The sequence below is a fragment of the Fictibacillus nanhaiensis genome, assembly GCF_049537595.1.
Taxonomy (GTDB): domain Bacteria; phylum Bacillota; class Bacilli; order Bacillales; family Fictibacillaceae; genus Fictibacillus; species Fictibacillus nanhaiensis_F.
The window spans coordinates 2128582-2142281 of record NZ_JBMULM010000001.1 but is presented as its reverse complement, the minus strand read 5'-3'; the positions used below and the strand labels follow the sequence as shown (position 1 = coordinate 2142281).

Sequence of the window (13700 nt, the reverse complement as noted above, 5' to 3'; positions counted from 1 at the left end):
TTCTCAATCCCTTCAAGTTGCTGAATATCTGTCTATAGTTAAATGTACCATCTTCTTTTACTCTGAATAGGATGTGGTAGAAGGAGGGGGTAATATGTATCCACAACCATATCCATATGGAGCATCACAAAATTTTGGTGGACAATCGGCGGGAATGGGTCGGTCACCATTAAAAAAAATATATAAAACATGCTTAAAAAACAAAAATCAGCATGTGCAACTAATGTTGATGGATGGTGCAGCATATACAGGTTTTATTGAATATGTGGACCAGCAAAACGTCTATTTTGCCATACCTTATGTAGAAGAAACGCAAGAAAATCGAAACCCTGAAGCGCAGTATGATGTAAGGGGATATCAGATCTATCGATGTATGTTTCCGCTTCATGCTGTGGCAGGGGTAAACGGGGCATTTTAAGGGAAATTTTGATGGAATCCTTCTTTTTTTAGCAAGAGTTATCAATGAGAGCGCGGGTAACCTATAAAAGAAAGGAGGTACATCAACATATGGGGCAGCATAAACATTTTAAACATGGTCAGAAAGCACCCAATAACGGGATGTATGTAGAAATCGGTGAGACGGGAAGTATGGTAAATGATCCGCAACAGATCCATTTATCAGCCGGAGATCGATTTCCAGAAACAACTAATCATAACAGAGTTTGGACATATAAACGAAAGCCATAGCAAAAATAAAAACCCGGCATATAAACCGGGTTTTTATTTTTATATCTCTTCGCTTTTTGCTGGCAATAACTCACCAAGAATAGAAATTATGACTGTAAACACTACTCCGAAAATACAAGCTTTAACGAAATCGAATGTTCCGCCTTGCATTGAAACGAGCACATAAAAAATCATATTACTTAATAATAAAGACCAGATTAACGTCCAAATATAACGCATGCCACATTCACCTCTTTATGTAAACGAATTCTTTACCCTTCTGTATAGTAACAAAAGTTGAGATAAAGGGAAAGATTCTTTATGTAAATAATCGTCCAATAAGCCATAAATGTTAAAAATTTTCATAAATTGTTCAAGCTTAACAGGATAAGGGACGAATGCGAAGAAGAAGGTACATACTTAATACAGGTTTCATGGAGGGATCTTTTAGTATGGAAGAAAAATTGGAAGAATTGAAAGCGTTGGAAGAACAGGAAGAGAAGAATTTAACGGTTGAAGGAAAACAAACGTTAGAACAACTGAAAAAAGAACTAAATTCTTAGGCAGATAACTTTAGCTAATTTTTTTCCCCTGCATACATTAGTTAAGAAAAGCGAATTCGAGGGGAGAAATGTGAGTATCGACAAACGCACTTTCCAAATAGACAATCAATGGAATATCATACACCTACCAAAGCAGCCGAACGGTTTTGCCGTGATGATCATCGGTGATTGCAGTCATTATGTTGATGAGCATACGAGTCTTTGGAAACAAAACACTGAACGTGCAAACCTCATCCAATCCCTCAAAAATCAAGGTTATACCATTTTTTATTCTAATCTATACGGAAGACATTGGGGTAGTCCGAAAGCAGTCATTCTGGCAAAACGACTTTACCACTATGTAATGAAGCATGAAATTTTAAACCCGAATATTCATTTGATCGCAGAGGGTATGGGATCACTTGTAGCACTGCAGCTCATGGAGGATATGGAAAAAAATATACGCTCAGCCTTATTTATCAATCCATGTATCGATTTGCAGCACCATTTCAATCATGAAAGACAGAACAGGTTATTTTTCAAACGACTGATTCGAGAAATCATAACAGCTTACGATACAGAAGATATTGAATTACTAATCCATAATCTACCTCAAACGAATCATCTTACAGCGACTACACCAGTTCAAATATGGCATGCGGCACGTGGTGTTGCATTTAATTTTAAAGACCATAGCAGACCTTATGAGAAGAGAAGACAAGAATTAGCAGCACCTATTTCACTCTCAATACATGTTCCTGAAGCTACGTTCAATCCGGCAAGGGCCTTTCAAGAATATTTTAAAAACCATGAAAAAGTGTTGTAGAAACCTCATTACGTGAAATCTGTAATGGGGTTTTTGTGTATAAAAAAAGTATCGTATTCTTTTGGGTAAGACCATAGGATAGTAAGAGGAGAAAAATGGACTGGAGGCTCTTACATGAAAAAGGCATTTGTAACAGGAGCGGCAGGGTTTATCGGTTATCATTTGTGCAGCCGTTTGTTGGATGAAGAAGTGGACGTCGTTGGCATAGATATGGCAGAATCTCCAGACCGGATTGATTTCATTGCTCGTCATGCCGGATTCAAGTACCTTCCTTATGATATAAACGAAACGGATCTTGAACCACATACAAATGGCTGTGATGTGATTTTCCATCTCGCTTGTTCAGTCAAGCCAACAGCACCATGGGCTAATATAGAAGATGAAGTACAGCGGAACGTCTCTGTTCTAAAAAAAGTCGCAACGTTAGCCAACAATGAAACGAAGTTGATCTATGTATCATCCTATGATGTATATGGTAAACGACAAGGAGATGTTTTGGAAACTTCACCAAAAAATCCCGAGTCACTTTTTGGTCTAATTAAGCTAACAGAAGAAAATCTCGTGAAACAACTTGCTGAACAGCATGATTTTCCATTCGTAATCATGAGATTGCCAACTGTATATGGACCTGGTCAGCCTGAACATCATACGTACCAACAGGTAATATCGACAGAAGATCAAGAACAGGAAAGGAACGATTCGATATCAAAAGATACAGTCACAGAAGATGTACTCTTTGTGGATGATGCTGCTGAAGCTTTATTCTTGGCAGGTAAATCAGCTGCCAAAAATGAAATCTACAACATATCAAGTGGCAATCAGAACCAATGGCTTGAAGGATTAACAGAATTAAAAGCCGATCAATTAACATTCAAGGAAAAAAGAAAGATGCGGATAAAAGGTGAGAAAGCAGAAAATGAACTCGGGTTTCGTGCTAAGACCAAAATAAAAGAAGGCATCATGAAACAAATAATGCACTTTAGGAATAGAAATAAAAAATCAAAGCCGAATTCTAAAGAAATATAAAAGATGAAGGGGATTCTGGAGGTTTACAGGATCGCCTTTAAGTTTTTAGTTTAGTGAATGACGTTTGTTGGAGAGAGGGTATGTAGAGGTCTCATCTTTGTCGTTATGTGTCGACTCGCAGATAAACGAGGAAAACTCGCTGAATTAATGCAAAAACTCGCCGGAATATAATCAATATTTCTAGGATTATTTCTAAAATTTTTTGAATTAATTGTAAAGATACCCCAGCCAGTATAATGAATCCTTGGGATTACGGGGCAGGAGTAGATATCTATCGAGGAAAAAAGCAAAAAATTCACCGCGCTCTAGGGAAAGCTGCAAAGTGGGCCGGAAAATAATCATAAAACGTTTATCCATCGCACATTTTTCTTTATAATAGGTAAGGGTTAATAACTCTGTACATATAGTAAGGGAGGATTTTAAAGATGGATACAGAACGCAACATGAAATTTATGCAGATCGCTATGTCGCATATGCCAGAAGCACAAGCATTCTTAGAGAAGAAAGGAATTGAGATCGGCATGGAAGATGTTCAGCCGATGCTTCAGCTCTTAATGAACGTGATGAATGATGCTTACGAACTTGGAAAAGAAGAAAAATAAGAAATAAACAAAGAAAAGCCAACCAGCTCGGGTTGGCTTTTTTTACTTCTTCTTAAACGCAGAAAAGATAGGTGAGATCTGTTGTGCGACTTTTACCGATTGGTCGATAACAGAAAAAATTTTATTGTAATCTAAAGAGCCTTCCTGCGTTCGAAAAGAATGTAGAAATGGTCGAGGCATCGGTTGATGAAACGGTGCCGGCATACCTCTGAAACCAGGGCCACCGAAATGTTGTGGTGGTGGAAAACCTTGCTGCATGTGCTGCTGATTTTGGCCCATTGGAAAACGTCCAGGAAACTGCGGAGGATACATCGGTTGCTGTCTAGCTTGGGGATTATGCATATTGAACCACTCCTAATATCAATTTCACTAAACTTACATTTTTCTTCCATACAGGATATGCCCTACGGCTTATATTGGTGAAAGAAAAGAACTTTAACTAGACAAAATATAAGAGATATCATAAAATTAGTACCAGGTCATAATATTTGATTATAAAACATTTTTTTATTTATTTTAGTAAATCGTTATTTCAAATTACTCATCTCAAGTGGAAACGGGTAAGAAACCTTTATTAAAAAATAAACGAAACCAAAGGGGTAATGTTATGAATGCAGGAATCATAGGGATGGGAAGCTATATCCCTGAAAAAATTCTAGCGAACTCCGACCTGGAAAAAATGGTTGATACAAGTGACGAGTGGATTCGAACTCGAACAGGAATCGTAGAACGTAGAATTGCAGAAGAATCGGTAAAAACGTCTCATATGGCTAGATATGCAGCGGAAGAAGCGATAAAAGATGCTGGCATCTCTGCAGAAGATATTGATCTTATCGTTGTAGCGACGGTTACACCAGACAATCCATTTCCATCAGTAGCTTGCCAATTACAAGAATCATTAGGTGCAAAGAACGCCGTAGGTATGGACGTAAGTGCTGCATGTGCAGGTTTTATTTACGGTTTGGTCGTAGGGAAGCAGTTCATTGAAACAGGAACGTATAAAAATGTTTTAGTCGTTGGTGCTGAAAAGCTATCTAAAATAACGGACTGGAAAGATCGTAATACAGCAGTATTATTTGGAGATGGTGCTGGAGCGGCTATTCTTTCTAATGTTAGCGAAGGTAGAGGCATCCTTTCGTTTGAACTTGGTTCAGATGGAACAGGAGCAAAACATCTATATCAAGATGAATTTATCCATATGAACGGCAGAGAAGTATTTAAGTTTGCCGTGCGTCAGATGGGTGAGACTTCATTAAATGTCGTTCATAAAGCAGGTTTGACTAAAGAAGACGTTGACTTCTTAATTCCGCATCAAGCGAATATTAGAATCATGGAAGCTTCTCGAGAGCGTTTAGAGCTTCCGAAAGAAAAAATGGTCATGACGATCGACAAGTTTGGTAATACGTCATCAGCTTCCATACCGATGGCATTAAAAGAAGCACTAAAAGATGGTAGAATAAAAGAAGATCATACAATCGTACTTGTTGGCTTTGGTGGAGGTTTAACTTGGGGTGCTGTTGCACTTCGTTGGGGAAGATAACATCAATGACCGCAAATGTGTACAAAGGAGAGTTGGTTTTACAATGAAAAAAAGAGTAGTCGTAACTGGTCTAGGAGCCGTAACTCCTCTTGGAAACAGTGTAGAAGAAACATGGAAAAAGATTGTTGAAGGTCAAAGTGGTGTAGGGCCACTTACAAGAAGAGATAAAGAAAAATTTCCGGTTAAAGTTGCTGCAGAAGCAACAGCGTTTAATCCGGAAGATTTTATGGATAAAAGAGAAGCACGCCGCATGGATCGTTTCACGCAGTTTGCCGTTGCAGCATCCATTATGGCTGTTAAAGATGCAAACTTAGATATCACTGAAGAAATTGCACCTCGCGTAGGGGTATGGATCGGTTCTGGAATCGGTGGTATGGACACTCATGAAGAACAATTCCGTATTTTTGAAGCAAAAGGTGTAAGACGTGTTAGTCCGTTTTTCGTACCGATGATGATTCCAGATATGGCATCTGGTCAAGTTTCAATTACAATCGGTGCGAAAGGTATGAACTCATGTACTGTAACGGCTTGTGCATCTGGTGCAAACTCAATCGGAGATGCATTCAAAGTGATTCAGCGCGGAGATGCAGATGTAATGGTTACAGGTGGAACAGAAGCACCGATCACAGACATGGCATTAGCAGGATTCTGCCAAGCAGGAGCCCTTTCAACGAATCCAGATCCAAAAACAGCTAGCCGTCCGTTTGATAAGGATAGAACAGGCTTTATCATCGGTGAAGGAGCTGGAATTTTAGTTCTAGAAGAATACGAATTTGCGAAAAAACGCGGAGCTAAGATTTACGCAGAGATCGTAGGTTACGGAGCAACAGGTGATGCGTATCATATTACTCAACCTGCTCCAGGCGGAGAAGGCGGAGCACGTGCGATGAGACAAGCTGTTGAAGATAGCGGTCTAGCTCCAGAAGAAATCTCTTACATTAACGCGCATGGTACAAGTACCGATTACAACGATAAGTTTGAAACAGCTGCTATTAAAGCTGTGTTTAACGAGCATGCTTATAAGATTCCGGTAAGCTCTACAAAATCAATGACAGGTCACTTATTAGGTGCTGCAGGTGGGATCGAAGCAATCTTTTCTGTAAAAGCGATTCAAGAGAGTATTCTTCCTCCAACGATCAACTATGAAACACCGGATGAAGAGTGCGATCTAGACTATGTCCCGAATAAAGCTAGACAGGCAGAAGTGAAAGCTGTTCTTAGTAATTCACTAGGTTTCGGTGGACATAATGCATCATTAGTGTTTAAAAAAATTGAAGAATAGTATGTGATCAAACCCCGTTTTCTTTTGAAAGCGGGGTTTTGCATACTTCGAGTTAATTACCTTTATTTAGAATAAAAAGGACAACCTCTGACTATACTGATTTTAAATACAAATCGGCAAAAAAGTGAGGGGTACAGATGTTATATTTACGTGATGTTTGGGTCAACTGGTTTGAAGGAGAAGAGAACGGCTATAACGTTTGTGAGTTTCATGAATGGAGAAAAGACGATTATATTGAACTATTGGATCAAGTACCAATTATTAAAATAGAATCCACACTCTTTCATTACATCGAGAATGATTTAAATGACCTGCCGGATTCCCTACTTGAAGAGGTGCACCAAAAAGCTTACGTTAGAAAGAACAACCAACGGGTGCAATTAGAACATTGCTTTATCATTACGGATGAAAAAAAATCTCTCATCATAGATACGATGGGTTATAGAATACCAATCCGCAAGAGCAGACTCATACCAAGACAAGAACAACTAGTATTTGAGATGGCAGAGCAGACGGAGACAAAAGTCTATACGTTCAGTGAGAAGCAGTTAAGTAAAGAATATCACATACTTTCACCAAATCCAGACAGCATGAGAGGGTTAACTCGCAAAGAGAGACAGCTGAAGCAACTTTTATTCATGGCTTTAGATCAGCTTCATTCAACAAAAAATGTTGCTGAGATGAGGTATTGGTGTACAGAATGGATGCCAGAGCAATACGGAAGAATTCAAAGAATGGATTTTGACGAAGCTTGGGATGCGTTATACTGTGAGTTGAAAAGCGGATGGTCCAAACAGCATATGGATATGTGTGAACGGTTAGTAAAAGGGCAACCGTATTTTGAAAAGATCTGGGAACTTGAGAACGGTACACAAGTGAACTAAAAGCACTTAAATAAGCTGGCTCCCAAAACGGGGAGCCAGCTTTTTACGGTTAAGGATAAGGGTCTGCAGATGGAGAAGAAGGAATATCTTCATGAGTGGGATATAAGTCGCTAGAAACAAGCGATTCCAGAGGTTTATGAGCGATTCCCGAAGTTTATGAGCGATTCCATACGAAACGAATCCCATTCCAAAAAATATCCTCTGCAATAAACAGTCTAAAATAAATAAGCCAGTGGGGAACTGCAATGATATTCTCCACTGGCTTATTGTTATTGACTGCTAGGTATCTATATAATTCTGTGAAAACTGCTCAGAATCAGTTATTAAATTCTTTTACGAGCTAATCCCATTGCACGCTCTGCTTTATTTAACGTTTTATTCGCTACAAAGTTGGCTTTTTCAGCACCACGATCAAGAATGTCATCTAACTCAGTTGATGCTAGATATTCTTTATATCGTTCCTGGATAGGTTTAAGAGCATTGATGACAGCTTCTGCTACACCTTGTTTAAAGTCGCCATATCCTTTGCCTTCATATTTCTCAACAAGAGATTTGATGCTTTCTCCTGATAACTGCGAATAGATCGTTAAGAGGTTTGAAATGCCTGGCTTATTTTCTTTGTCATAAGCAACTACGCCCTCTGAATCAGTAGTAGCACGCTTAATCTTCTTTAAGATAACAGATTCATCATCAAGCATAGAGATGAATGAGTTTTGATTGGGATCTGATTTACTCATCTTTTTCTCAGGATCCACAAGTGACATGATTCTTGCACCTTCAGAAGCAATACGAGGCTCTGGAATCACAAAGATCTCACGATACTTCTTATTAAAGCGTTCAGCGATGTCTCGAGTTAACTCAAGATGCTGCTTTTGATCATCTCCGACTGGAACGATACTCGTGTTATAAAGAAGAATATCTGCTGCCATAAGAGGAGGATACGTTAATAGTCCGGCAGATACAGCTTCTTTTCCAGTTGATTTGTCTTTGAACTGTGTCATGCGCTCTAGTTCGCCAATATACGTAACACATTGCATCATCCATCCCATCTTCGTATGAGCGGGAACTTCAGATTGAATAAAGATTGTCGATTTATCAGGATCGATTCCTGCTGCTAAATACAGAGCAGCTAAATTTCGGCTGTTTCTTTTTAATTCAACCGGATCTTGTGCCACCGTAATAGCGTGCTGATTAACCACGCAGAAATAACATTCGTGTTCATTTTGAAGTTCAACAAAATGTCTCATCGCTCCAATGTAGTTACCGATCGTTAAATTTCCGCTCGGCTGAATGCCTGAGAAGATTACAGACATGATTCATCTCTCCTTTGTATTTAAAAAATCAATATAAAAAGGCCCATTCGTCGCCTCATGCAAGGGACGAATGGACCGCGGTGCCACCCTTATAATTTTCATACATACCGAAAATCACTTTAACACGTACAGGTAAAGACCGATACGCTGTCCATTATATCGTGCGGACATCTACACGCCTGAGCCTACTAAAAAGGTTCGGTCAGAATGCTCAAAAGCCCATTCCATCATGATTCACTGCCTGTTCTCACCAACCACAGGCTCTCTGAGAGCTTCACATCATGTACTCTTCTTTCTCATCGCATATAACATTTATTTTTAGTAGTATACACAAATTATAAAAGATATGCAACGGCAATTGTTATAAAAGTTAAAAGAAGGCCGCTGTATAAAAACGACTTCATATAAGAGACGTTAATCCGCTCTGAAACTTGAAAGTTACTCTTAAATGAAACCACATCATCGATCTCTGGATGTCTTGATAAAGTTCGAGCCACTTTTTTAAAGCTATACGTAATAAAATCAAAGAATCCACCTTTGGCTACATATAAAGCAATGCCAATGAGAGCAATCGACAATGAAAAATAAAATAAAGAATTTATGTATTTTTCAAGGGTAAAAGGTCCGGAAGATATCAAACTAACGCCAAATGCTATCACGATAGGGAACGCTGATATGATCAGGATTCTCTTAAAAAGTATGTTCATCTATAGAAGCCTCCATCTAGTAAGAATTACACCATAAACATTAAGAAATGTACCATATTTTTTGAATTATACCGTCAGACTTTATCCCCATTGTAACAAATGAAATATAAAAATGACGAATTATCTTACAAAGTTAAGCATGTTCTATCCTCACAAAAAATCGAGAATGTAATATTCATGCTAGTTTACACATAATTTTGGTAAAATTTGTAGAATTATCAGAAAATAACCCCTGTATAGTAATAGGCACATATACCTATTTTTTGTTAAGAAAAAGTAAATATAATGGGCTTTTTGTAAAACTCTTAAAAAAAATAAATGCACAATTGTTTGAAAACTTGTATAATCGAACTTGTAGATGAAAATGTCTGATAATTCTTGATGCTTTTATCTGCTAACAATTTAACAGGATAAAAAGGGGAGGTCGACTCATGAAGAAGTCAAAATGGTCTTTACTTCTTACTCTAGTTCTAGTTTTGAGCATGTTCTTAGCTGCTTGTAGTGGCGGAGACGACAAAGCTGGTGAAGGTGGTAAGGACAAAGGTAAAGATGAGCCAGGTACAGAAACACCTGATGAGCCACAAGTACTTAATCTTGTTGATTCATCTGAGATTCCTTCAATGGATTCTTCACAAGCAACAGACTCAGTTTCATTCGAAGTAATGAACAACGTATTCGAAGGTTTGTACCGTCTTGATAAAGACAACCAACCAACTGAAGGTGTAGCTGCAAGCCATAAAGTAAGTGATGATGGTACAGTTTATACGTTTAAACTAAACCCAGACGCTAAATGGAGCGATGGTTCACAAGTAGTAGCGAAAGATTTCGTTTACGCTTGGCAAAAAGCATTACACCCGGATACACTTTCTGAGTATGCTTACATCATGGGACCTGTTAAAAACGCTAACGCGATCCAAACGGATGGAGACCCATTATATGGGAAAGTTGAAGAGCTAGGTGTTAAGGCAATCGATGACACGACTCTTGAAGTTACATTAGAAGCTCCAGCTCCTTATTTCTTAGGACTAACTGGATTCGCAACGTTCTACCCGCAAAAAGAAGAATATGTTAAAAAACAAGCTGACAAGTTCGCACTTGAAGCTAACACGATGATCTATAACGGTCCTTTCGTTCTTTCTGAGTGGAAGCATAACGAAGGATGGCAGTTCAAGAAAAACGATAAGTATTGGGACAAAGACACTGTAAAGCTTGACGAAGTTAACGTTAAAATCGTTAAAGACGTAGCTACTGGTGTTAACTTATATGAAACAGGGCAAGTAGATACTGTTGGATTAAACTCAGAGTTTGTTGATCAGTTCCAAGGGAATGAAGATCTTTACACTCGTGGTGAAGCAACTGTATTCTTCCTTCGTATCAACCAAAAGAAAGAAGAACTTAAAAACGTAAATATCCGTAAAGCTATTGATATGGCTTACGATAAAAAAGCATTAGTTGATGTATTACTTAACAATGGTTCACAACCAGCTTACTATCTAGTACCTGGGGAGTTCTCGTTCAGCCCTGAAGGTAACGAAGATTTCCGTAAAACTAACGGAGACCTTGGTAAGTTCGATGCTGAAGAAGCGAAAAAGCTATGGGCAAAAGGACTTGAAGAAATCGGTAAGAAAGAGCTAACTCTTGAGCTTTTAAACTACGATTCTGATGGCGCTAAAAAGACTGGTGAGTATATTAAGAACCAATTAGAAAAGAACCTACCTGGATTAAAAGTTTCAATTAAAGCTCAACCTTTCAAACAAAAGCTTGAGTTAGAGTCTAACGGAGAGTATGACTTCTCTTACGCTGGCTGGGGTCCTGACTACCAAGATCCAATGACTTTCCTAGACATGTTCATTACTGATGGTGCACATAACCAAATGGGTTATTCTAATCCTAAGTATGATGAGCTAATTAGTGGAGCTAAGAAAGAAACTGATATTAACAAGCGTTGGGAAATGATGCTTGAAGCGGAAAAAGTTCTTTTTGAAGATCAAGCAATTTCTCCATTATACCAAAATGGTGTAACTGGCCTTCGTAAGCCATACGTTAAAGGTGTAGTAAACCACTTATTCGGAGCTGATGTTTCTTACAAGTGGATCTATATCGATGGTAAGCAACAATAATTGTACTATTGAAAAATAGTAAATAGTTTTTCTCAGGAGAGTACATGTGTTCCTGACATGTACTCTCTTTTTTGCCATGAAAAGGGCCGAGGAAAAATATTTATAATTGAGAAAGAAATCAGAAAATGTCGAAAAAAGAATATTTTCTATTGATATAAAATATTTTGTCCCTTAAGATAGATATTACAGAAAGATTTCAAAATATTATGGCTTGAAACATTTGGGGGAGGTGTTTGTAATGTTGCGTTATATTACACAGCGAGTACTATACATGCTTTTAACCTTGCTGATCATTGCAACGATTACATTCTTTTTAATGAAGTTGTTACCGGGTTCTCCATTTAACAACCAAGATAAGTTAACGGAAACTCAAAGGTACGCACTAAATGAAAAATACGGGTTAAATGACCCGGTGCCTGTTCAGTACATTAACTATATTACGAAATTGGCACAGGGTGATTTAGGATATACGTTTCAGTTTGATGGACGTACCGTCAATTCATTAATTGTCAATGGTATGGGACCGTCAGCTACGGTAGGATTCGAAGCACTACTATTTGGTACAATAGTAGGATTGTTGCTAGGAATTATGGCTGCGTTGAAACATAATACATTCCTAGACTATGGTGCAATGGTCGTGGCTGTTTTTGGTATAGCAATACCTTCTTTCGTTTTTGCGGGACTTTTGCAATACTACGTTGGTGTGAAACTACAATGGCTTCCTGTTGCATTTTGGAACGGACCAGAATATCACATCCTACCAGCATTCTCTTTATCCGTAGGAGTTATTGCTACAGTAGCTCGTTTTATGCGTACTGAAATGCTTGAAATATTAGGAACAGATTATATCCTAATGGCGCGATCAAAAGGGGTTAGCAAATCATCAGTTATTTTTAAGCACTCTGTAAGAAATAGTTTAATTCCAATTGTAACTATTCTTGGACCAATGGCAATCGGTCTAATAACAGGGTCTCTAGTAATTGAAAATATATTCGCAATTCCTGGGATTGGCGAGCAATTCGTAAAAGCAATCCAAGTTAATGACTATCCAGTAATTATGGGTACAACAATTTTCTATAGCTTCTTAATCGTAGCGATTATTTTAGTCGTAGATATCTTATACGGAATTATCGATCCACGTATTCGTGTAGCAGGAGGTAAATCATAATGAGCATGTCAGAACGTAAACTAACACCTGATTTATTCCGTCCAGCGAATCTTGATTCGAACAAAGCAGAAGAAATCTCTAAACCAAGCTTAAGCTTTTGGCAAGATGCCTTTAGACGTCTTAAACAAAACAAAGGAGCAATGCTGGGACTTTTCGCTATCGCGTTTATCATCGTATTTTCTTTAATAGCACCAACATTTACTAAATACGGAATTGATGATCAAGAGTTGATGAGATCAAACTTACCACCTAAAGTTCCTGGCCTTGAAAAAATTGAATTTCTAGGAGTTAATGGTGTAGATATTCGTGGAGTTAATCAATATGAAACAAAAAATGTAGCTAAGGATCAATATTTCTGGTTTGGAACCGACAACCTAGGACGTGATCAGTGGACTCGTGTTTGGAAAGGTACTCAAATTTCTTTGTATATCGCTTTTCTAGCTTCTGCAATTGAATTGATTATCGGTGTTGCATACGGTGGGATCTCAGCATTCTACGGTGGTAGAACAGATGATGTGATGCAGCGTTTCGTAGAAATTTTATATGGTATTCCTAACTTGGTGGTAATCATCTTGTTTATCATCATACTTGATCCTGGGATACTTTCAATAACACTCGCACTTGTAATTACAGGTTGGATAGGTATGTCACGTATCGTACGTGCACAGATTATCTCATTAAAGAATCGTGAATTCGTATTAGCATCCAGAACCCTTGGATCAACAAACGGTAGACTAATTTCTAAACACCTTTTACCTAATACACTAGGTGCAATCATCGTAACAAGTACGTTTACTATTCCTGGGGCAATATTCTTTGAATCATTCTTAAGTTTTATCGGTTTAGGAATTCAGCCACCGATCGCGTCCCTAGGTTCATTGATTGCAGATGGCTTTAGATCAATTAGGATCTATCCGCATTTAGCGATCTATCCTGCATCAGTTTTATGTATTCTGATGATCAGCTTTAACCTTCTTGGTGATGGTCTTCGCGATGCGCTTGATCCTAAAATGAGAAGATAGGA

General features: G+C 38.2%; 15 protein-coding genes and 1 other annotated feature. Of the genes, 11 read left to right on the top strand and 4 right to left on the bottom strand.

What is annotated here, in order from left to right:
* The first annotated feature begins 94 nt into the window (after positions 1-94).
* Both ACOZ9X_RS10840 and ACOZ9X_RS10835 read left to right on the top strand, forming a co-directional pair.
* Positions 95-418, top strand: coding sequence for a hypothetical protein (locus tag ACOZ9X_RS10840; protein ID WP_423418124.1), 324 nt, complete (start codon positions 95-97; stop codon positions 416-418).
* 89 nt (positions 419-507) lie between these two features.
* Positions 508-687, top strand: a complete 180-nt coding sequence (locus tag ACOZ9X_RS10835; RefSeq protein ID WP_423418123.1) for a YjzC family protein — start codon at positions 508-510, stop codon at positions 685-687.
* Positions 688-726: 39 nt separating this feature from the next.
* Here ACOZ9X_RS10835 and ACOZ9X_RS10830 read toward each other — a convergent pair whose 3' ends face one another.
* Complete coding sequence (locus ACOZ9X_RS10830; protein WP_066393075.1) at positions 727-906, bottom strand: YjzD family protein; 180 nt, start codon at positions 904-906, stop codon at positions 727-729.
* Between the two features lie 393 nt (positions 907-1299).
* On the opposite strand from ACOZ9X_RS10830, the gene ACOZ9X_RS10825 reads away from it, so the two are divergent.
* The 3 genes from ACOZ9X_RS10825 to ACOZ9X_RS10815 all read left to right on the top strand — a co-directional run bounded on the left by ACOZ9X_RS10825 (position 1300) and on the right by ACOZ9X_RS10815 (position 3662).
* Positions 1300-2034, top strand: a complete 735-nt coding sequence (locus ACOZ9X_RS10825; RefSeq protein WP_423418122.1) for an alpha/beta hydrolase — start codon at positions 1300-1302, stop codon at positions 2032-2034.
* 114 nt (positions 2035-2148) lie between these two features.
* Positions 2149-3060, top strand: a complete 912-nt coding sequence (locus ACOZ9X_RS10820; protein WP_423418121.1) for an NAD-dependent epimerase/dehydratase family protein — start codon at positions 2149-2151, stop codon at positions 3058-3060.
* A 425-nt stretch (positions 3061-3485) separates the two neighbouring features.
* A complete protein-coding gene (locus ACOZ9X_RS10815; RefSeq protein WP_066393080.1) occupies positions 3486-3662 on the top strand; it encodes a ComZ family protein in 177 nt (58 codons plus the stop codon).
* A gap of 42 nt (positions 3663-3704) precedes the next feature.
* Here ACOZ9X_RS10815 and ACOZ9X_RS10810 read toward each other — a convergent pair whose 3' ends face one another.
* Entirely contained in the window at positions 3705-4004 is a 300-nt protein-coding gene (locus tag ACOZ9X_RS10810) for a YppG family protein (RefSeq protein ID WP_066393082.1), read from the bottom strand.
* A 265-nt stretch (positions 4005-4269) separates the two neighbouring features.
* On the opposite strand from ACOZ9X_RS10810, the gene ACOZ9X_RS10805 reads away from it, so the two are divergent.
* From ACOZ9X_RS10805 to ACOZ9X_RS10795, 3 genes are all read left to right on the top strand, one after another.
* Entirely contained in the window at positions 4270-5202 is a 933-nt protein-coding gene (locus tag ACOZ9X_RS10805) for a beta-ketoacyl-ACP synthase III (protein ID WP_423418120.1), read from the top strand.
* 43 nt (positions 5203-5245) lie between these two features.
* Complete coding sequence (fabF, locus tag ACOZ9X_RS10800; RefSeq protein ID WP_423418119.1) at positions 5246-6484, top strand: beta-ketoacyl-ACP synthase II; 1239 nt, start codon at positions 5246-5248, stop codon at positions 6482-6484.
* A 137-nt stretch (positions 6485-6621) separates the two neighbouring features.
* Positions 6622-7368, top strand: coding sequence for a YjbA family protein (locus ACOZ9X_RS10795; RefSeq protein ID WP_066393092.1), 747 nt, complete (start codon positions 6622-6624; stop codon positions 7366-7368).
* A 323-nt stretch (positions 7369-7691) separates the two neighbouring features.
* Here ACOZ9X_RS10795 and trpS read toward each other — a convergent pair whose 3' ends face one another.
* The gene (gene trpS, locus ACOZ9X_RS10790) at positions 7692-8681 is read right to left on the bottom strand and encodes a tryptophan--tRNA ligase (RefSeq protein WP_423418118.1); all 990 of its coding nucleotides are present in this window, start codon (positions 8679-8681) and stop codon (positions 7692-7694) included.
* A 59-nt stretch (positions 8682-8740) separates the two neighbouring features.
* Positions 8741-8990 (bottom strand) — a binding site (T-box leader).
* Between the two features lie 26 nt (positions 8991-9016).
* A complete protein-coding gene (locus tag ACOZ9X_RS10785) occupies positions 9017-9388 on the bottom strand; it encodes a DUF3899 domain-containing protein (RefSeq protein WP_423418117.1) in 372 nt (123 codons plus the stop codon).
* A 431-nt stretch (positions 9389-9819) separates the two neighbouring features.
* On the opposite strand from ACOZ9X_RS10785, the gene ACOZ9X_RS10780 reads away from it, so the two are divergent.
* The 3 genes from ACOZ9X_RS10780 (at position 9820) to opp3C (ending at position 13698) form a co-directional block, all read left to right on the top strand.
* Positions 9820-11508: a peptide ABC transporter substrate-binding protein gene (locus ACOZ9X_RS10780; RefSeq protein WP_423418116.1), complete on the top strand. Its 1689-nt coding sequence runs from the start codon at positions 9820-9822 to the stop codon at positions 11506-11508.
* Positions 11509-11746: 238 nt separating this feature from the next.
* A complete protein-coding gene (gene opp3b / locus ACOZ9X_RS10775; protein ID WP_423418115.1) occupies positions 11747-12676 on the top strand; it encodes an oligopeptide ABC transporter permease in 930 nt (309 codons plus the stop codon).
* Positions 12676-13698 (top strand): oligopeptide ABC transporter permease, encoded by a 1023-nt coding sequence (opp3C, locus tag ACOZ9X_RS10770; RefSeq protein WP_423418114.1) that lies wholly within the window; start codon positions 12676-12678, stop codon positions 13696-13698. The genes opp3b and opp3C overlap by 1 nt, the downstream gene beginning before the upstream one ends.
* Positions 13699-13700: the final 2 nt, after the last annotated feature.

Bases quoted from the DNA above. Each gene is read 5' to 3' on its own strand.
- ACOZ9X_RS10840 (WP_423418124.1), top strand. From the start codon at position 95: ATGTATCCACAACCATATCCATATGGAGCATCACAAAATTTTGGTGGA.
- ACOZ9X_RS10835 (WP_423418123.1), top strand. From the start codon at position 508: ATGGGGCAGCATAAACATTTTAAACATGGTCAGAAAGCACCCAATAAC.
- ACOZ9X_RS10830 (WP_066393075.1), bottom strand. From the start codon at position 906: ATGCGTTATATTTGGACGTTAATCTGGTCTTTATTATTAAGTAATATG.
- ACOZ9X_RS10820 (WP_423418121.1), top strand. From the start codon at position 2,149: ATGAAAAAGGCATTTGTAACAGGAGCGGCAGGGTTTATCGGTTATCAT.
- ACOZ9X_RS10815 (WP_066393080.1), top strand. From the start codon at position 3,486: ATGGATACAGAACGCAACATGAAATTTATGCAGATCGCTATGTCGCAT.
- ACOZ9X_RS10810 (WP_066393082.1), bottom strand. From the start codon at position 4,004: ATGCATAATCCCCAAGCTAGACAGCAACCGATGTATCCTCCGCAGTTT.
- ACOZ9X_RS10805 (WP_423418120.1), top strand. From the start codon at position 4,270: ATGAATGCAGGAATCATAGGGATGGGAAGCTATATCCCTGAAAAAATT.
- fabF (WP_423418119.1), top strand. From the start codon at position 5,246: ATGAAAAAAAGAGTAGTCGTAACTGGTCTAGGAGCCGTAACTCCTCTT.
- ACOZ9X_RS10795 (WP_066393092.1), top strand. From the start codon at position 6,622: ATGTTATATTTACGTGATGTTTGGGTCAACTGGTTTGAAGGAGAAGAG.
- trpS (WP_423418118.1), bottom strand. From the start codon at position 8,681: ATGTCTGTAATCTTCTCAGGCATTCAGCCGAGCGGAAATTTAACGATC.
- ACOZ9X_RS10785 (WP_423418117.1), bottom strand. From the start codon at position 9,388: ATGAACATACTTTTTAAGAGAATCCTGATCATATCAGCGTTCCCTATC.
- ACOZ9X_RS10780 (WP_423418116.1), top strand. From the start codon at position 9,820: ATGAAGAAGTCAAAATGGTCTTTACTTCTTACTCTAGTTCTAGTTTTG.
- opp3b (WP_423418115.1), top strand. From the start codon at position 11,747: ATGTTGCGTTATATTACACAGCGAGTACTATACATGCTTTTAACCTTG.
- opp3C (WP_423418114.1), top strand. From the start codon at position 12,676: ATGAGCATGTCAGAACGTAAACTAACACCTGATTTATTCCGTCCAGCG.